This is a genomic window from Nocardiopsis sp. NPDC049922, from assembly GCF_040660275.1.
Lineage (GTDB): Bacteria > Actinomycetota > Actinomycetes > Streptosporangiales > Streptosporangiaceae > Nocardiopsis.
In genome coordinates this window covers 1-18,100 of the sequence record NZ_JBFAME010000020.1, presented here as the reverse complement: position 1 = coordinate 18,100, position 18,100 = coordinate 1, and the positions used below count along the sequence as shown (strand labels likewise).

Here is an 18,100-nt window from a genome sequence, read left to right as displayed (position 1 = left end):
GTGGCGCCGTGAACCGTCACTCGGTTCTCCCCCGACGACGTGCGTCACCAGGCGCGCACGCCGCCGATGGGCGCGGGCAGGCGCTCGTTGAGCCAGGTCCACGTGCCGTCGTTCTCGGTGAAGCGGCGCTGCACGCGGTCGATGTCGTGGAGCGGGTTGGTGAACACCTCGCGCCACGCTCCGGCGGCGCGCTCCTCCAGGTAGAGGCAGTGGGCGTCGGTGCGCATGCGCACGGCCTGGAGAGTGTGGGAAGAGCCGTCGTTGAGGTGGATGCGGTAATAGGCCATGGGAATCCCCTGGGTCTGGTCTCGTCAACGTAGGACGGCGTGTCCCGGAACGAACGCGGCGCGCCGAGCGCGCGTGATGGACCAGTTTCCCGGGGCGCGTGACCGCATTGTTGACCGAGGGCCACGAGAATCGCTGAAGGGTGGCGGCGAGAATGCCGAGACCCGGAATGCTCCGGGGAACGGGTGCGGGTGCCGGGGCACCGTAGTGTCCGCGTTTCCGGACTCTACTCCTGTGGTGGGGTGTGCGGAGCCAAACAACGGGTTTACCCCAGGCGAATTCTCCCCTTCGCGCTCCCGGAAGGGGAGAAACGACTCTCAAGTCACCTTTGCGAAATTTATGTTCTATTATTACCTCTGATGGTTGGTGTCTGGTTCACCTCAGGCGTTGATCCCGCCGTTCACGGCTGGCGCCTCGTCGATCAGTGCGGCGGTCAGGTCCTCGGTCGGCCCGAAGGGGACGGTGTCCGCGTCGCCGTCGTTCGCCCACGGCGCCACGGTTCGGACCCCCGCGAGGGGGCTAGGGTGAACGGTCGGGGCGCGCGAGGCGTCCCAACCGCGTGACCGTTTTCCTCCCGTGGGACGCGACCGCCGTCGTGCCGCGGTGGAGGCCCCGACCCCGAGGACTTCCATGGCTCACCCGCCCCACGTGCCGCCCGGCCTGACCCCGCTCCAGCCCACCGACCCCCGCGTGATCCCCCCGTTCACCGTCCACGGCAGGCTCGGCGCCGGCGGCATGGGCGTGGTCTTCGCGGCGACCGATCCCCACGGGTTCTGGGTGGCCGTCAAGGTCGTGCGGCCGGAGTACGCGGGCGACCCGGAGTTCCGGGCGCGCTTCGCCAGCGAGATCGAACTCATGCGCCGGGTCCAGGCGCGCTGCATCGCCCCCGTCCTCGCCCACGACACGATCGCGGAGCAGCCCTGGTACGCCACCGCCTACCTGCCCGGTCCCACCCTGGGTGAGCGGATCCGCCGGGGCGGCGCGCTCTCCCTGCCCCGGACGCGCGTGGTCGCGGCGGGCATGGCCGAGGCCGTCGCCGCGATCCACGCGGCCGGTGTGCTGCACCGCGACCTCAAACCGTCCAACGTCATCCTCGCCCCCGACGGCCCCAAGGTGCTCGACTTCGGCATCGCGCGCGCCGTCGACGAGACCGGCCTGACCCGGACCGGCGGCCTGGTGGGCTCCCCGGCCTGGCTGAGCCCGGAACGCTACCGGGGCGCCAGCGGGCCGGAGGCCGACGTGTTCGCGTGGGGTGCGATGGTCGCCTTCGCCGCCACGGGGCGCTCGCCGTTCGGTAACGGCGGCGCGGAGACGCTCATGTACCGCATCCTCAACGAGGAGCCGGACCTGGACGGGCTGCCCGAGGAGCTCGCGGAACCGGTGGTCCAGGCCCTGGACAAGGACCCCGGGCGCAGGCCCCGGGCGGCGGAGCTCGTGCACCGGATCGCCGGACCGCGGGCGGAGGACGTCGGCACTGACGGCACGACCATCGTCGACGTCCTCATCCGCGACCACTGGGGCCAGGACACGGGGGACCCGCGGTCCGGGACCGGTGCCGCCACACCTCCTTCCACACCGGCCCCTCCCACACCGGTCCCGACCGCCCCGCCGCCTCCGCCCGGTAAAGCGCCCCGCCGCTGGAGGCTCCCCCTCGCCGTGGGCGCCGGAGCCCTCTCCGTCGCGGTCCTCGGCGCGTTCGGACTGTTCGCGGCCACGCGCCTGACCGCCGACGACCGCACGGGACAGGGCGGGGATCCGGTCGCCGCGACCATCGAACCCGCGGACCCGCACACCCTGTCCGGGAGCTTCCTGGGCGCCGGATCGACCTTCGCCGGCACCGCGATCCAGACCTGGGCGGAGGAGTACACGCAGGATCGGCAGTCGGGGGTCTCCGTGTCCTACAACCCGGTCGGCTCCGGTTCCGGAGCCGAGCAGTTCGTCAACGGTCGGATCGACTTCGGTGTCGCGGACTTCGGGCTCACCAGCGGTCAGCGCCGTCTGGCCGAGGACGCGCGGGGCTGCCCGGTCGTGCAGTTCCCGGTGGTGACCGGTGCCGTGGCCGTCATCACCGCGGGCGGGGAGTTGGCCGACATCCCGATGAGCGCGCGTCAGCTGGAGGCCATCTACGCCGGGGAGGCCACCAACTACCGGGACCTCATCGGCTACCTCGATGATCCGGAATCGATCGACTACGAGCTCCCGGACCTGGAGATCCTCCCCGTCCGCCACGACGACGCGGCCTCCACGGCCGACGTCTTCAGCGCCTTTCTGGCCACGTACGGTGCGACCTGGCGAGAACAACGCTACGACGACGCCGGGCGGGACACCGACTGGGGGACGGTCTCCACGTACGCCGTGGGAGACACGGGTGTCATGGTGACGGTCCTCGAGAGTCCCGGTGCGATCGGGTTCGTCAACGCGTCGATCACGGACCAAGCCGATCTGGCGGTCCTCCCCGTCGAGAACTCCGACGGAACAGCGGTTCGGCCCACGCCCGAGACCACGGGAGCGGCCACCGAACTGCTGGAGCTGGCCCCCGACGGGATCGCCACCCTGCCCTTGGTCTCGGGCGACGCGTATCCGATCATGCGGATCAGCCATGTCTTCGCCTTCGAGTGCGGGTACGACGACGGTGTCGGCGCGGCACTGCGCGACTTCTGGACCTACACGCTCTCGGAGGACGGCGCGGCGATCGCCGAGGAGGCGGGCTACACCCCGCTGGCCCCCCTGGTCAGCCGAGAGGTCAGCGAGACGGCCGCCCGGGTCGGAGCCGAGTGACGGAGGCGGTCCGGGGCGGGGTCAGGCACCGCCCTCGGCCGCCAGCCGCGCCCGGGCCTCCATCAGGGCGAAGCCCAGGAGGTTGAGGCCGCGCCAGCGCTCCGGGCGCTCGGCGTCCTCGTTCCCCGCCCCCAGCCCGATCCCCCACACCCGGTCCCTGGGGCTGGCCTCCACCAGGACCCGTTTCCCGGTGCCGAGCAGGAACGACCGCAGCTCCGGGTGCTGGCCGAACTTGGCGACGTTGCCGTCCACCACGATCCCGAACCGCGCCGCCTCCCACACCTCCTGGTCGAAGTCCCGGACCTCCCGCCCGAGCTTCTTGGCCTCTCCGGGGTGCTTCGCCGCGACGATCCGGTCGGCCGCCTCCGCGTCGTCGAACAGCCGCGCCTTGCCCGCCATCATGTAGTGCTCGGCCGTGGGGTAGGCGATCCCGTCGACGGTGAACGCGGCGGGCCACCACTGGGACAGGCAGCTCGCCGACACACCGCCCGACGCCGGTGGCCGGTGTCCCCAGAAGTGCACGTACTCCGGGCGTCCGGTCGCCGCGACGAGTTCGTCCACCGACCGCGCGTCGGCGGGGTTCCGTGTGTCCGTCATGCGCCGCATCGTCGCACACGGCTCGGACGGTGCGACACCGGTGCGCCGGGGCGGGTGACGGGCGCGTAGTAGCGTTGCGCGACGAGAATCGATCAATCCCGGGGGAGCGGTGACCGACACGCGGTGGCTCGACGAGGGCGAGCAGCGGGCCTGGCGGTCCTTCATGACCGCCGTCAACCTGTTGGAGGCCTCGCTCGACCGTCAGCTCAGGCGGGACGCGGGGATGCCGCACACCTACTACCTCGCCCTGGTCATGCTCTCCGAGGCGCCCGACCGGACGCGGACGATGACGGACCTGGCGCGGATCCTGCGCTCCTCCGCGAGCAGGCTCTCGCACGCCGTGGCCCGACTGGAGGGTGACGGTCTGGTCCGCCGCTACAAGCGCCCCGGAGACCGGCGGACCACGCTGGTCGAGCTCACCCCGGAGGGGTTGGCGGCCCTGCGCGACGCCGCGCCGGGCCACGTGACGGAGGTGCGCCGGATCGTCTTCGACACGCTCAGCCGCGACCAGGTCGGTCAGCTGCGGGAGATCTCCGAGGCGATGCTGGGCGCGTTGGATCCCCGCCACGAGGACCCCGGCCGCCCGCCCCGGTAGCGCCCCGACACGCCGTCCGACCCCCGCGCACGCCCTGACCAGCGCCGATGTCGGCTGGGTTACGTCTGATTCGACACCATACGTGATCGACTGGACACGAATGTACACGTGGTTTCTCGGGAAAAGGTTGTAGCCTCAAGTATCCGTCTCGGGGCACCTCTCCCGAGACGCCCGCCACACGGAAGCAGGAAGATCCATGAGTCAACAGTCGTCCGGTCTGAGCGTCAGCGACTTCACCAGCCTTCTCGCCCGCCTCGTCGTCGGCGGGGTCTTCATCTACCAGGGTTGGCCCAAACTGATGGACCCCGGCGGCACCGCCGCGTACTTCGAGATGATGGGCATCCCCATGCCCCAGGTCGCCGCCGTCGTCGGCGCCCTCGTCGAGGTCGGCGGCGGGATCGCGCTCATCATCGGGTTCCTGCTACCCCTGGCCGGTATCCTCCTGGCCCTCCAGATGGTCGGCGCCTACGTCTTCGCGCACTCCGGCCAGGCGTTCGGGGAGTGGCTGCTCGTCCCGGTGATCGGCGCCGCCGCGCTGGCCCTCGGTTTCGCCGGCGGACGGTTCGCCCTCGACCGGATCATGCCGTGGGGCCGCCGCCGACGCGGGGATGACCTGGCGTAACCACGCCGATCGTCGGCCCCGGTCCGCCTACCATGGAAAACGGGCGGCCCGGGGCACTTCTCTACTCAATTCACCATTCAGGTCGGCTGCTATAAGGATTTGTGTATTGTGGGTTTTTCGGGTCCGTAGGTAGAATCAGACGAATCCACGTCGACAGTGGGGTGGAAACGAGCTCCGTCCTCCGTTTCCCGCCCCCTGTGCCGAACGGGAGCCTGATTGTCCCACCTGGCCACATATCCGCCGCACCAGAATTCCGCCGACTGGCAACTGCGCGTCACCGACCGGAACGGATCCGTCCTCCACGGGGCGGGGGTCCTGGTCACCCCCCACCACGTGGTCACGTGCGCCCACGTCGTCCGAGCCGCCGTCGCCGACGCGGGCCCCGGAAGCCGGGTGCACGTGGACGCCCCGCGCGGCGCCGACGGTTGGACCGCCGCCGCCGAGGTCGTTCCGGGCGGGTGGTGGTGGAAGGACGCCAGCCCCTGGGACGTCGCCGTCCTCCGCCTCGACCGCCCCGCCCCGGCCCGCCCGGCCGAGCTCGCCCGTCCGCCACGGATCGGCGACCGCGTCCGCGTCGTCGGCTTCTCTCACTCGCCGTCCGGCCGTTGGGTCACCGGGCGCGTCGCGGGATCCGGCGGCAGCCACCCCGAGTACGTCCAGATCGACACCGAACCCGGCGTCGGAACCGCCTTCACCCGCGGCTTCAGCGGAGGCGGTGTCCGAGAGGAGGGTACGGACGCCCTTGTGGGCATCGTGTGTGAGGCGGCCACCGAAGGCAGGCTGGGCTGGATGATTCCCATGTCGGAGATCCGACCCGTGTGGGAGTCGGACCGGACGGCCCCGACCCCCGCGGCCGTGCGGCGACCCCCGGCCCCCGTCGACCCGACACCCCGCCCCGGTCCCGTCGCCGCGCGGAGGGCGGTCACGGCCACCGGCCTGGCCATGGCCGACCTGGACACCCTCCTGTCCCCTGACCAGCGCCGCGCCTTCCACCAGGGGCTCGACCGGCGGCTCCGCGTGCGCGTACGCCTCGACCAGGACCCGCGGACCTTCGCCACGCACCTGGTCCGCCTGGCCCACCACGAGTTCGACCTCCTCACCGAGGTCCTGGACCTGCTCGACACGTGGGAGGAAGGGGGCGCGTCCATGCGCCGCGTCCGTGACGCGGCGGCACCACTGCTGGAGTGGGGACCCGGGTGAACGCGCGGGACGTCGAGCGCCTGGCGCGCGCGCTGTGCGACGTCGAACACGTCTACGCCCCGAAGCATCGGGAACAGCTGGTGCACTACCTGCCCAGCGCCGTCCGCCGGAACGCCGACCTCTCCGGGGAGGCCTCCGTCTTCGCCCGCGCGCTCGTCCGGCGCTGCCACCAACACCGCCGCCTCGGCTGCCTCGTGCGCTGGGTGCTGTACCTGGAGGACCGGGGCCGGAGCGCGCGGGAGGCGGCCGACGCCGCCCGCCCGCTGCTCGTCGAGGAGGAGTACGAACTCCTCGTCCAGCACCTCGACGTCCGCAACGCGCGGGACGTGGGCACCGTTCGGGACGAACTGTCCGCGGTCCCGTTCGACCAGGTCGAGGCGGCTTACGAGCGCGTCCTTCCGGCGACCTTCCGGGTCGACACCCCCGAGCCGGTCACGGCCTGGGACGCCCTCACGGATCTCGCCGAACGCCCCGCGCCACCGGGCGGAGAGCCCCCGGTGGCCCTCTTCTGCGCCGAGGTCGCCCGCGACCTCAGGACGCCGAACACGGGCCTGCTGAAGGACTGGGGCCGCGGCCTGCGCCCGCCGGATCCGTCCGCGACGGCGACCGTGACGCCGCAGCCGATGACGCCGCCGCCGGAGCGTCCGGCGCGGTTGGTCGTGCGGGTCGGTCGGGGCACGCGGCGCGACCGCTACGACGTCGAGTACTGGACGGTGCTCAGCCAGCGCGACGGCGGGGAACCGGAGTTCTGCGACCACGACCTCCAGGCCGACGTCGCGCCGGACATGATCGGTGCGTGGGTCGGCCTCCTGCTCAGCCGGATGGAGGCCGACCCGCGCGTGGCGCACCACAGCGGCAGGCGGGTCGAGCTGGTCGCGCCCCTGCCCCTCCTCGACCGCCTCGAGGCCGAGACCTGGCAGCGGGACGCCACCGGAGGAGTCCCGCTCGGTGCGCGCGCGGAGGTGCTGTACCGCGCGGAGGAGCTGCTTCCGGACCACGCGGGCCATGACGTGTGGGGCACGTGTGTCAACAGGTGGCGCCTGTTGGAATCGAGCGGGGAGGCGCTCGCGGTCGACGAGTACCATGACCGCGGAATGGACGACGAGCCGCTTCCGGAACGGCTGCGCGACGGCCGGGTGATCGTGCTGTCGGTACCCTCGCGTTTGAACCATTGGTATACACAGGTCTGGTCGGCGATTACGCTTGGAGTTCCGGTTGTGGTCTGGCGTTCCTCGGAATTCGGTCCGGGAATCGGATCATGGCTGAATCCGGTTCGCGTGGGGCGGGAGGTGACCGTGACCTCGGAGGAAATCCGCGCGCTTCCCGAAGTTCTCCACGGCTCTCGCTCCGGACGCGTGTCACCGAGTGAGAGCGGGTACATCGAGGGCAGTCTCGAGATAGCCGTCATCTACAATGACCCCTTTCCGGTCCTTCCGGAACCCCCTCCGCAACTGTCCACAGACAGCATCCGATAGCCCCCCTTGGGCGCGGCTCGAAGGGCACGCCATGACCACACCCCCCGAGACAGGGTCGGCCGACTCCGCGCGGACGGTGCCGGACTGGTGGATCTTCCATGGCTCCGGTCAACCCCGCGGCCACCTCGACCTGGCCGCCCAGCTGCCGCCACCGCCGCCGTGGCGCGCGTACGGGGGTGAACCGGACCCGGGCGCCGCGCCGCCGCACGACCCTCCGTCCGACGAGGACACCGCCCGCGTGCTCGGCCGGGCCCGGACCCGGGTGTCGACGGTTCCGCTCGGTCCCCGGCGCCGACGCCTGCTCGACCGGGTCAACGCCGCCATCCTGCTGCGCCGCCCGCTCCTGATCGTGGGTCCGCCCGGCGTCGGGAAGTCGAGCCTGGCGCACCAGATCGCCCGGGAACTCGGGCTGGGCCGGGTCCTGCGGTGGGCGGTCAACAGCCGGACCGCCGCCACCGAGGGCCTCTACGTCTACGACCCCCTGACCCAGATCCACGACCTCAACGTGGAGGGCGCGCGCCGCCGCGCCCTCGGCACGGTGGACCGCCGCTACGGCGCCGACGGCGACCCGGTCGAGGCGCACCTGCGCTCCAGCGCCGAGTCCATCGGCCGCTATCTCACCCTGGGCCCCCTGGGCACGGCCTTCCTGCCGACGAGGCTGCCGCGGGTGCTGCTGGTGGACGACTTCGACCTCGGCGACTTCGACCTCGCGGGCGACCTCCTGGACCTCTTCGAGAACGGCGGCTACCGCGTCCCCGAACTCGCCCGGCTGGCGGGCGTCGCCGAGTCGATCGAGGTGGCCACCGACGATCCCGACCGGACCGCCCGCGTCACGCGCGGCGAGGTGCTGTGCTCGGCCTTCCCCATCACGGTCGTGACCTGCAACAGCGACCGCGACCTCCCGCCCGCCTTCCTCCGTCGCTGCGTTCCGGTGTACATGGAGCTGCCGGACGCCGAGGAGCTGGTGTCGCTGGTCGCCGGGCACTTCGACGGCGTCACGCCGCCGGGGACGCGGGCGCTGGTCACCGAGTTCCTGCGCCGTACCGGGGACGGCCATCGGCTCTCCGTCGACCAGCTGCTCAACGCCGTGCACCTGCTCGGAACCGTGGACGGGGCGGGCGGGGCGCCCAGCCCGGAGCAGGTGGAGCACTTCTCCGACCTGTTGTGGCACCGTCTCACGGAAACCGCGGGATGAGCCCCCGCGGGGAGTACGGGAGCGACGGTCCCCAGGGGCGCGGCGACCGGGCCGACCCGTGGGCCGAGGCGTTCGGCGCCCACGCGACGGACCTGGCGGACGCGGTCTTCCTCGCCGCGCTGCGCCGGACCCGCGCCGACACGCGGCGGCGGGAACCACCCCGCGGCGCCGACCAGGACCAGGACCCTCCCCACCCGCTGACGGAATCCGGCCGTGACCCGGCCTCCGGTGCGGAGGCGGGGACGGGCGAGAGGGCGGACGCGAGCACGCGCGGAGCGGATAACGCGGCCCCCGAGGCCTGCGGGCAGGACCCGACCGGGCCGCCGCCGACGGTGGCCGCGCCCGGAGATCCGGGGACGGCGGAGCCGCCCGGGACGGCTGAGGCCGAGCCGTCCGGAACGCCGCCGCAGCCGCCGCCGGGGACACCGGTCGACACCGTCCACCTTCCCGGCGACGCCGTGTCCACCGGGGCGCCGTGGCCGCCGTTCGGCGCGGGCGAGGGCTCGCTGGGGGAGCGCCAGGAGTTCCTCGCGGCCCTGCGACCGTTCAACCTCAGACTGCCCCAGGGACCGAGCGACCAGATCGACCTGGTCGGCACCGCGCGCGACTACGCCCGGGCGCTGCTCGCCACCGGCCACTGGTCGGAGGCCGACCGGGAACGGCAGAGCGTCCCGATCATCCCCCGGCTGCGCGCGCGGTCGCTGCGTGCGGTGGACCTCGCCCTCATCGTGGACGACGGGGTCACCATGCTGTTCCAACGCGGCGTGGCGGGCGCCTTCTCCCGCCTGGCCCGGGACAGCGGCGTATTCCGGTCGGTGCGGGAGCTGCGCTTCGACGCCGGAGGCGGCGGCGTTCCCGTCCTGCGGGACTCCGGCGGCCGTCCGCGCGGGCTCCCGGCACCGCCGCGCACGGGGACGCGGGTCGTGCTGGTGCTCACCGACGGGCTCGGCACGGCCTGGCGGGACCGCGCGTTCCAGGAATGGCTCGCCGGGGTCGCCGGCGACGGCCCGGTCGCGATCCTGCACCTCCTCCGCCCCCAGCTGTGGCGGCGTGGCGCGTTGCGCACGGTGCCCACGGAACTGAGCATGCGCGCGCCCGCCCGGCCCGGCTGCCCCAACACGTCCTACGTGCGCGAACGGGCGATCACCCGGGCGGACGAGGAGGACCGGCCGCCGACCGGGACGGTCGTGCCCGTACTCCCGCTCCGCCCGGACGCCGTCCACGCCTGGGCGTCCTTCGTCATGGGACGCGACCGCGGCCGCCTGTGGGTCCACGCCGCCCAGTTCCCCGCCGAGGAGGAGGGCCGTCCAGGGGCGGCCCCGGCGCCCGCCGGAGCGAGCCCGCGGGGAAAGCTGGCGGTCGCACCGGGCGCGCCCGACGCCCCGACCGCCGACCCCGTCGACGCCCCGTCCTCCGGACCGGGGGGAGCCCCGGCTCCTGACTCGGGTGGTGCGCCCGCTCCCGGGCCGACGGGCGGGTACGGACCCAACGGCGGGTGGGCCTTCGATCCCGTCCGGGCCGTGCACCGCTTCCACCAGACCGCGACCCGTGACGCCTTCGAGCTCGCGGTCGCCCTGGCGGCGGTCCCGCTCGTCCCGAGCATGGTGGGCGCGGTGTGCGAGGACGTCTTCGGCGGTCCCACACCGTCGGAGCTGACCGAGGTCTACTTCAGCGGGCTCGTCACCCGGCGCACGGACCCCGACGGAACCGGCGCCGACGCGGACTCCGACGAAACCGGCGCCGACGTGGAGCGCTGGGAGTTCCGCGAGGGTGTGCGCGAGGCACTGCTGTCGCTCGGCGGGCGGGTGCCGGACATCCGCCGGATGCTCGGACTGGCCGCCCAGCGCCTCGGTCAGAAGGATCCCTGGTTCGGTGACCTGGACCGCATGCTCCGCGGGCAGCGCGTGGAGCGGTCGGACATCCCCCGGACGTCCCGCCGCTGGGTGAATTCGATGAAACCCGCGATGGACAGTATCTCGCTCCACCGAAATGACGCGGGTTCGATCGACATGTACGACAACGCCCTTTCCGAGACCACGGAAGGACGTGAACCGGTGTCCTCGGAAGTCGCCGCCCCACAGGGCACTGGTCTACAATCTGCGCAGGGTCCCGGATCTGCGCACGCTACCACGAGCAACACAGGGAAAACGCGGAACCCTGCACACAGTTCCGTCCCTTCGGGCGAAGAGAATGGTATGTCCATAATCCCGTCAAGTGGGGAAATGATGAACGATTCTGTCAGCTCGCCCACTGCCGTCACCGGTGGACGCTCGCGGGGCCGGCCGCTGAACGCGGTCTGGGTGCAGGTTCCCCGAAGGAACACCGCCTTCACCGGACGCGAGGAGCTGCTGTCGGCGCTCCGGTCGCAACTGGTGAAGGACCAGCGGCAGGTCATCACCGCGCTCAACGGCATGTCGGGGGTCGGCAAGACCGAACTCGCCAAGGAGTACCTCTACCGGTACGCCGAGGACTACGACCTGATCTGCTGGTTCCTCGCGGGCCACAGCAACCAGCTGCGCGAGGCCTTCGCCTCGCTGGCGGCCCGCCTCGGGCTCGACAGCGTCGGCGCGGGCAGCGAGCACGTCATACAGGACGTCCTCGAAGCACTGCGGCGCGGTGTGCCCTTCGGACGCTGGCTCCTGGTCTTCGACAACGCGCAGTCCCGGGAGGAACTGGAGCAGTACCTTCCTGTCGGGGGCGAGGGACACGTGATCATCACGTCGAGGGACAGCAGCTGGACGCGCAGGGGAGGGGACACCTTCCTGTCCGTGCGCGAGTTCACCCGGGCCGAGAGCATCGAGCTGCTCCGACGTCGGGGCCCCACGTCCCTGACCGAGGACGAGGCCGACCGCCTCGCGGAGGAGCTCGGCGACCTGCCCCTGGCCCTGAACCAGGCGGCGGTGTGGCTGCACGAGAGCGGCATGGATCCCGACGAGTACCTGCGGCAGTTCGCCGAGAAGTCCACCGAGATGATCCAGCTGCTCTCCCCGGTCGATCCGGACTACCCGGTCCCGGTCGCCGCCGCGTGGAACGTCTCGCTCGACCGGCTCGCGACCACCAACCCGGCCGCGCTCCAGCTCCTCCAGCTGTGCTCGTTCCTCGCCACCGCGCCCATCCCGCGCTCGCTGTTCAAGTTCGCCCGGCAGATCGACGCCCCGCCCGAACTCCGCGAGGCCCTGGCCGAGCCCGCGCGACTGGGCATGGCCATCCGCGACATCGGGCGCAACAGCCTCGCGCACATCTCCCACCGCAACGACACCATCTCGCTGCACCGCCTGGTCCAGCGCGCGGTGCAGGCGCCCATGACCGACGAGGAGCGCGAGGTGATGCGCCACTGCGCCCACCAGCTCCTCGGCCACAACGACCCCCAGGACTCCACGATCGCCGCACTCCCGCAGTACGCGCGGCTCGTGCCGCACGTGTGGGCCTCCGAGGCGTGGAACTGCGAGGACCCGTGGGTGCGCGCCCTGGTGATCCAGATGGTGCGGATCGCCCTCAACGGCGGCGAGGCGGACGAGGCCGAGCGGCTCGCGTCGGTGGCGTTCGCGTGGTGGCGGCGGACCCTGGGGGAGGAGCACCGCAACACCCTGGACATGGCGCTCCAGATCTCCAAGGCGATGCGGGACCAGGGCAAGCTGGAGTCGGCGCGGGAACTGTGCGAGTCGACCCTGCACACGCTGCGCCGGGTGCACGGAGAGCAGGCTCCCGAGGTCCTGGAGGCCGAGGTCGAGCACGTGCGCAACCTGCGCCTGGCGGGTCGGTTCAAGGACTCCCTCCTGGAGGCGGTCGACATCTACCACAAGCGGGTCCGGGCCTTCGGCGAGGACGACCCGCTCACCCTGTCGATGGCGCACAACGTGGGCTACAGCCTCCTGCTCAGCGGAGACCCCCAGGCGTCGGTCAACCGTTACCAGGACACCCTGGAGCGGAGGGAGAGCGTCCTGGGGCAGGACGATCCACGGGTCGTCGCCACGGTCAACGGCCTCGCCGAGGCGACGATGGAGCTGGGCCACTACCGCGAGGCGGAGCGGATCCAGACCGACGTGGTGCGCCGCTGCGTGCAGGTTCAGGGAGCGGACGGTGTGGGGACGCTGTCCAACGAGTCGATGCTCGCCGTGACGAGGCGTCGGACCGGCGACCACAACGGCGCGTTCGCCCTGTCCGAGCGCGCCTGGCACCGGTTCCTGGCCAAGCAGGGCGTCGACAGCAGCGACACCCTGTACGCGGCGCTGGTCCACGCGCTTTCCCTGAGCGCGGTGAACAGGCACGACGAGGCGCTGGAGCTGGCCGAGGTGTCCGGTGAGCGGTACGTGAAGCTCCTGGGCGAGGAGCACCCCCACGTCGTGGCGGCCTCGGTCAACCGGGGGATCATCCTGCGGCGGCTGGGACGGGCGCTGGAGGCGAAGGACCTGGACGAGCGGGCGCTCACCCTGTTCCAGGAACGACTGGGCAGCCACCACCCCAGCACCCTGGCCTGCCGGGTCAACCTGGCCAACGACCACTTCCTCACGGGGGGCGTCGACCGGGCCCGGGAGCTCGACGAGGTGACGATGGAGGCCTGTCGGACCGAACTGGGTGACCGCCACCCGCTGACGCTCGTGGCGCGGCGGAACCTGCTGGTGGACCTGAACACGCAGGGCGAGGACGTGTCCGTCGAGTTCGAGGCGGTGGAGACGGCCTACCGGGACGTCATGGGACCTGAGCACCCGGCGACGTTGAGTATTCGCCAGACGGTCCGCGGGGACGCCGACATCTTCCTGACGCAGATGTGAGTCGGCGGTGCGGGTGGCCCGCACCGCCGTTCATCCGGAGTGGGCGAGCCGGACCAGGGCCGCCCATTCCCACCGGGGGAAGGCCAGCATGGCGCCCATCCGGTGGGTGGAGTCCCGTACGCCGATCCGGTTCCGCGCGTACCACGCCACCTCGACGCACTCGCTCTGACTTTTGCCCTCGCTGTGGCTGGAGACGCGCCAGGTGCCCGGTTCGCGCCCGAGCCCTCTCACGTGTCCCTCCGAAGGTGTTGTCTCCCCTGGTCTTTTCTATGCACGAGACGGCCTCGATTCTCCCAGTTCCCTCATTGGTCGCTCCTGTTTCCCGCGCAGCCCGCAAAGTCCGATCGTTCGCTTATGTTTTCTGATAACGTTCGGGCTCACTTGTACATGCCCACTCCGCTGCCGATCATGTGGTCGCGGTGGCCGCTCCCCCCGAGAGGTGCATTAAGTGTCACGGCTCGTGCGTTTCAGCGTGGACGAAGGTGACTCCGTCGTCGTCGAGGTCGACGGCGGCCGGGACGACAGCGTGCTGGTCGCCGGCGGTCGGGAGATCGAGGACGCCACCGCGACCTTCACCGAGAAACTCTCCACCGTGCGCAAAGCGGTTTCGGCGACGCTCGACGAACTGGGAAACTCGTTGAAGCCGGACGTCATCAAAGTGACCTTCGGCGTGAAACTCACCGCGGAGGCCGGGGCGGTCATCGCCAAGTCGTCCGTGGAGGGAAATCTGCATGTCCAGATGCAGTGGGGCTATGAACACCCCGAGGACGAGCAGCAGGGTTAACCGTTCCCAGCGGCGGCGGGACACACCCGCCGCCGCACCCGCCTCGTGCTACTGACAGTTTTCGCTTCGCGGTGTGCGGACGCGGGAACGGCCTCCGCCCGGCGGCAGGGGTGCCGGACGGAGGCCGGTCGCTTCGATGGGCTCTCGCGTGGGGAGCGGTCAGTCGAAGAGGTCTCCGGCGCGGTCAGCGGTGGCTGAGCGGCGGAGCCAGGTGTGCAGGGTGTTCAGGTCGGTGCAGGACTCGATCCGCTGGCGGATCTCGTCCGTGACGGTCAGACCGCGCTCGTCCAGGACCAGCAGCACGTTGCGTGCGGCTTCCTCGGTGTGACCCTCTTCCCGGCCTTCCTCGCGGCCGATGCCGACGTACTTGCGGGCGAAGTCGCTCTGCCACTGGTAGGTGTCCACGGCCATCAAAGCCTCCAGCTCCTTCCGGGCGGCCTCGTTGAGACCGGCCAGTACGTAGTCATAGTAGAACACGCGGTGTCGGTTGGGCGTGGCGTCCAGCGCCTCCACCACCGCCTTCAACGTGCTCGGATCGGTGTTTCCGTGCGCGCGGGCCGACAGCATCGCCAACTCCGGAAGCGTGCGCGCCTGTTCGGCAGTCTCCACGACCGGCATGTCGGAGGGACCGATCGTCAGCGGCGACAGCTCGAACCCCGGATGACCGATACTGATCGGCGTCGCACACCATTTCGCCAGCGAGTCGGTGGGGCACAGGACCACCAGCACCGCAGGGCACTGCAATCGGGAGTGGAGGTTGACCAGGTACGCGGGCCAGCTGAGCCGTTTCTCCTTCGCGTGGTCGTTCTGGCGCTCCACCACGACCGCCAGGACGTGGCGGGGGCCGTCGCGCAGCAGCACGGCTCCGTCGCTGTTGAGTTCCTTGGGGTCGCAGTTGGTCAGCGCCGAGAGGGTGTTGATCGCCTCGGTGTGATGCGGGACCTCGAAACCAAGGGACTCCAGCAGCACGGGTGCCAGGGCGGGCTGGTTCTGGATGATCCGCAACGGGATCTCGTGTTCTCGGGTGGGCGAGGGCATGTGGCTCCGTTTCTCTAGTGGTTGGTGAAGACGTGGGGCCGCAGACCGGCGGGAGCGCCGGTCAGGTCGTGGTCAAGGTCGGCGCGCACCCGGGCCAGCTCGGACAGCTCGCCGGAGTACACGCGGTGCTCCCAGCGCACGAGTGGGCGGGGTTCCCCGTGGACGGTGGTCCTCATGCCGCGACGACCTCCCGCGACCGCTGGGCCTGCCAGGTGCGGACCAGGGCGGCGAGTTCGTCGAACTCCCCGGGCCGGGGGCGCGTGGGGACGCCGGGCGGCGGAGCGGCGAGGAGGTCGCCCGACCAGGCGTGGAGGCGCGCGGTCGCCCTGGCCTGGACGTGATCGAGGGCGCGTTCCCGCTCCCACGTGGAGTAGTACGGCCGGACGAGGGCGATCTCGTCGGCGGGGATGTGCTCCGGGGGAGCGGCCAGTCGGGGAGTGAGGGCGGGCGGGGTGCTGGTCTGCTCGGGGATCGGGAGTGGCGCGTAGCGGCGGACGCGGGTGGAGCGGCGACGGCGCGCGGCGGTCGCGTGGCGTCCGCGAGCCGGGGCGAGGAGGGCCCACAGGCGGTGCAGGGCACGCCGGAGGAGGGCAGGGATATACTGACCCATGCTGGCAATCCGTTTCGTTCAAAATTTGTGAGTTGCTGGCCACGGCCTCGGGCGGTAGTCAACCGTCGCGAGGTCTTTTTTGGTTGTTGGGAAGGAGAATAGGGGATGGGGAGGTTGGGGGCGAACTTTTCTGCGAAATCAAGGGGAAGAAGTTGGAGGTGGGGGTTGTCACCGCAGGTCAGAGTATGTGTTCGAACGGGTGGGTGGTAATTGATGGGGGAGTCGGAAGAATCCTTGTTGTCCGGAATGAAGGGAAATATTCACCGGTGGTGAGCGCGTGCGTTGCGGGGATGCGAAAGGGGTGGCGCTCCCGTGGGGAAGCGCCACCCCTGCTTTGTTGTGAGAATTCCTCACAGGACGGCCGTGTCAGCCGGTGTCGCGGCTCGGTCGAGGTCACCGGCCGCGACGGCGCGGTCAGTCGTCGGGTGTGCCGAACCACGTCCGCAGGTGGTTGACCAGGTCCCGCTGGTCCTCACCGACCCACGCCACGTGGCCGTCCGGCCGCAGCAGCACGGCGGGCGCCTCCAGTTCCTCGCTGGTGTCGACGACGTGGTCGACCCGATCCGTCCAGCCCTCCGCCGACAGTCCGCCGGTCTGGTCGAGGAGGAGGCCGCGTCCACCGTGCATCAGCCCGTAGAGCCGACCCCGCTTCAGTTCGATGTCGCGCAGCCGCCGACCGAGCAGGTCATGGCCCTCACCGAAGTCGTAGCGGACCCCGATCGCGGTGACCTTCCCGATCAGGTACCGGTTCACCTCCTCGATGTCCATCAGCTCCGACAGCAGCTTGCGGACCGACCGGGGTCCCGGCTCGGGGGACATCAGCTCCATCTGCGCGCGGGTGTTGTCCAGCACGTCGGCGGCCACCGGGTGCCGTTCGGCGTGGTAGGTGTCGAGCAGCCCCTCCGGAGCCCAGCCGTTGACCTCGGCGGCCAGCTTCCAGCCGAGGTTGAACGCGTCCTGGACCCCGAGGTTGAGCCCCTGGCCGCCGGTCGGCGGGTGGATGTGCGCCGCGTCCCCGGCCAGGAACACCCGGTCGACCCGGTAGCGCTCGGCCTGCCGGGTGGCGTCGCCGAACCGGGACAGCCAGCGCGGTGAGTGGATGCCGAAGTCGGTGCCCGCGAAGGCCCGCAACTGCCGCTGGAACTCCTCCAGGGTCGGCGCGGTCGCACGGTCCTCCGCCACGCCGTCGGCGGGAACGATGACGCGGTACACGCCCTCCCCGATGGGGACCGCGCCGAACCGAAGCTGGGTCTTGCGGACCTCGGCCGTCACGGAGGCCAGCGTCTCCGGATCCGCGGTCAGCTCCATCTCGCCGAGCAGCGTCTCGGCCTTGGCGGGCTCGCCGGGGAACGCGACGCCGAGCCCCTTGCGTACCGTGCTGCGGCCGCCGTCGCAGCCCACGAGGTAGCGCGAGCGCAACCGCGTGCCGTCGGCCAGTTCGGCGGTCACACCGTCCTCGTCCTGGTCCAGCCCGACCACTTCGCCGCCGCGCCGGATCTCGACGCCGAGCTCGGTGGCGCGCTCGGCCAGCAGGCGCTCGGTGATCTGCTGCGGGATGGCGAGGACGTAGGCGTGTGCGGTGTCCAACCGGTCAGGCCACGCCCTGTCGATGGCGGCGAAGAAGCCGCCGGTCGTGAACTGCCTGCCGAGCGCGAGGAACCGGTCCAGCAGGCCGCGCTGGTCCATGACCTCGATGCTGCGCACGTGCAGACCCTGTGCACGGGACTGCTTGGTCGGCTCGGTCAACGTCTCCAGCACGACCACGCGCACGCCGTGCAGCCTCAACTCACTGGCCAGCATCAGGCCGGTCGGCCCACCGCCGACCACGATCACGTCGATCATGTATCCCCCATGTGTCGCATTCCAGCCAGGTTCGCGAGGCCTCGATTTCCGCGGGTTCTGGCTTCGGCTGGAGATTGTGCAACACGACCTGGGTCTTGCCGCAAGCCCCGGGGTGCGCTATACATTAAGAGTGGCAGGGAGTGAATTTTTCTCCTTGCCTTTACTTTTTACCCTCCCGGAGGGTGACGCGCCACACTCGTGCCGTGCCCCCGCCAGGGCCCCGGAGTTCTCGCGCTTTGCCGGAGAAGACGCGAACGCCGGATTCGAGCAGGTCGGGCAGGGATGACCGAACCCAGACACGCGAAAA

At 71.1% G+C, this 18,100-nt stretch carries 15 protein-coding genes; 8 read left to right on the top strand and 7 right to left on the bottom strand.

Going from position 1 to position 18,100, the window contains the following annotated elements:
• Positions 1-44: 44 nt before the first annotated feature.
• Positions 45-287 (bottom strand): hypothetical protein, encoded by a 243-nt coding sequence (locus AB0I72_RS25575; RefSeq protein WP_358573027.1) that lies wholly within the window; start codon positions 285-287, stop codon positions 45-47.
• Between the two features lie 628 nt (positions 288-915).
• On the opposite strand from AB0I72_RS25575, the gene AB0I72_RS25570 reads away from it, so the two are divergent.
• Complete coding sequence (locus tag AB0I72_RS25570; protein ID WP_358573025.1) at positions 916-3,063, top strand: serine/threonine-protein kinase; 2,148 nt, start codon at positions 916-918, stop codon at positions 3,061-3,063.
• Between the two features lie 21 nt (positions 3,064-3,084).
• Here AB0I72_RS25570 and AB0I72_RS25565 read toward each other — a convergent pair whose 3' ends face one another.
• Entirely contained in the window at positions 3,085-3,660 is a 576-nt protein-coding gene (locus tag AB0I72_RS25565) for an NADAR family protein (protein ID WP_358573023.1), read from the bottom strand.
• 109 nt (positions 3,661-3,769) lie between these two features.
• Here AB0I72_RS25565 and AB0I72_RS25560 point away from each other — a divergent pair, with 109 nt between their 5' ends.
• The 6 genes from AB0I72_RS25560 to fxsT all read left to right on the top strand — a co-directional run bounded on the left by AB0I72_RS25560 (position 3,770) and on the right by fxsT (position 13,519).
• Positions 3,770-4,255: a MarR family transcriptional regulator gene (locus tag AB0I72_RS25560; RefSeq protein ID WP_358573021.1), complete on the top strand. Its 486-nt coding sequence runs from the start codon at positions 3,770-3,772 to the stop codon at positions 4,253-4,255.
• A gap of 196 nt (positions 4,256-4,451) precedes the next feature.
• Complete coding sequence (locus tag AB0I72_RS25555) at positions 4,452-4,877, top strand: DoxX family protein (protein WP_358573019.1); 426 nt, start codon at positions 4,452-4,454, stop codon at positions 4,875-4,877.
• Between the two features lie 216 nt (positions 4,878-5,093).
• On the top strand, positions 5,094-6,077 hold the full coding sequence (locus AB0I72_RS25550; RefSeq protein ID WP_358573017.1) for a serine protease: 984 nt from the start codon (positions 5,094-5,096) through the stop codon (positions 6,075-6,077).
• Positions 6,074-7,552 carry a hypothetical protein gene (locus AB0I72_RS25545; protein WP_358573015.1) on the top strand — a complete coding sequence of 493 codons (1,479 nt, stop codon included), beginning with the start codon at positions 6,074-6,076 and terminating at the stop codon, positions 7,550-7,552. Before AB0I72_RS25550 ends, AB0I72_RS25545 begins: the two co-directional genes overlap by 4 nt.
• A gap of 31 nt (positions 7,553-7,583) precedes the next feature.
• Positions 7,584-8,747 carry an AAA family ATPase gene (locus AB0I72_RS25540; protein ID WP_358573014.1) on the top strand — a complete coding sequence of 388 codons (1,164 nt, stop codon included), beginning with the start codon at positions 7,584-7,586 and terminating at the stop codon, positions 8,745-8,747.
• Entirely contained in the window at positions 8,744-13,519 is a 4,776-nt protein-coding gene (fxsT, locus tag AB0I72_RS25535; RefSeq protein ID WP_358573013.1) for an FxSxx-COOH system tetratricopeptide repeat protein, read from the top strand. The genes AB0I72_RS25540 and fxsT overlap by 4 nt, the downstream gene beginning before the upstream one ends.
• 30 nt (positions 13,520-13,549) lie before the next feature.
• On the opposite strand, the gene AB0I72_RS25530 is transcribed toward fxsT, so the two are convergent.
• A complete protein-coding gene (locus AB0I72_RS25530) occupies positions 13,550-13,750 on the bottom strand; it encodes a DUF397 domain-containing protein (protein WP_358573011.1) in 201 nt (66 codons plus the stop codon).
• Between the two features lie 217 nt (positions 13,751-13,967).
• On the opposite strand from AB0I72_RS25530, the gene AB0I72_RS25525 reads away from it, so the two are divergent.
• On the top strand, positions 13,968-14,303 hold the full coding sequence (locus AB0I72_RS25525) for a CU044_2847 family protein (RefSeq protein ID WP_358573009.1): 336 nt from the start codon (positions 13,968-13,970) through the stop codon (positions 14,301-14,303).
• 159 nt (positions 14,304-14,462) lie between these two features.
• On the opposite strand, the gene AB0I72_RS25520 is transcribed toward AB0I72_RS25525, so the two are convergent.
• The 4 genes from AB0I72_RS25520 to rox form a co-directional block, all read right to left on the bottom strand.
• Positions 14,463-15,341: a hypothetical protein gene (locus tag AB0I72_RS25520; protein ID WP_358573007.1), complete on the bottom strand. Its 879-nt coding sequence runs from the start codon at positions 15,339-15,341 to the stop codon at positions 14,463-14,465.
• Positions 15,342-15,355: 14 nt separating this feature from the next.
• Complete coding sequence (locus AB0I72_RS25515) at positions 15,356-15,517, bottom strand: hypothetical protein (RefSeq protein ID WP_358573005.1); 162 nt, start codon at positions 15,515-15,517, stop codon at positions 15,356-15,358.
• Positions 15,514-15,951: a hypothetical protein gene (locus AB0I72_RS25510; protein WP_358573003.1), complete on the bottom strand. Its 438-nt coding sequence runs from the start codon at positions 15,949-15,951 to the stop codon at positions 15,514-15,516. Before AB0I72_RS25510 ends, AB0I72_RS25515 begins: the two co-directional genes overlap by 4 nt.
• A gap of 414 nt (positions 15,952-16,365) precedes the next feature.
• On the bottom strand, positions 16,366-17,793 hold the full coding sequence (rox, locus tag AB0I72_RS25505; RefSeq protein WP_358573001.1) for a rifampin monooxygenase: 1,428 nt from the start codon (positions 17,791-17,793) through the stop codon (positions 16,366-16,368).
• Between the last annotated feature and the right edge of the window lie 307 nt (positions 17,794-18,100).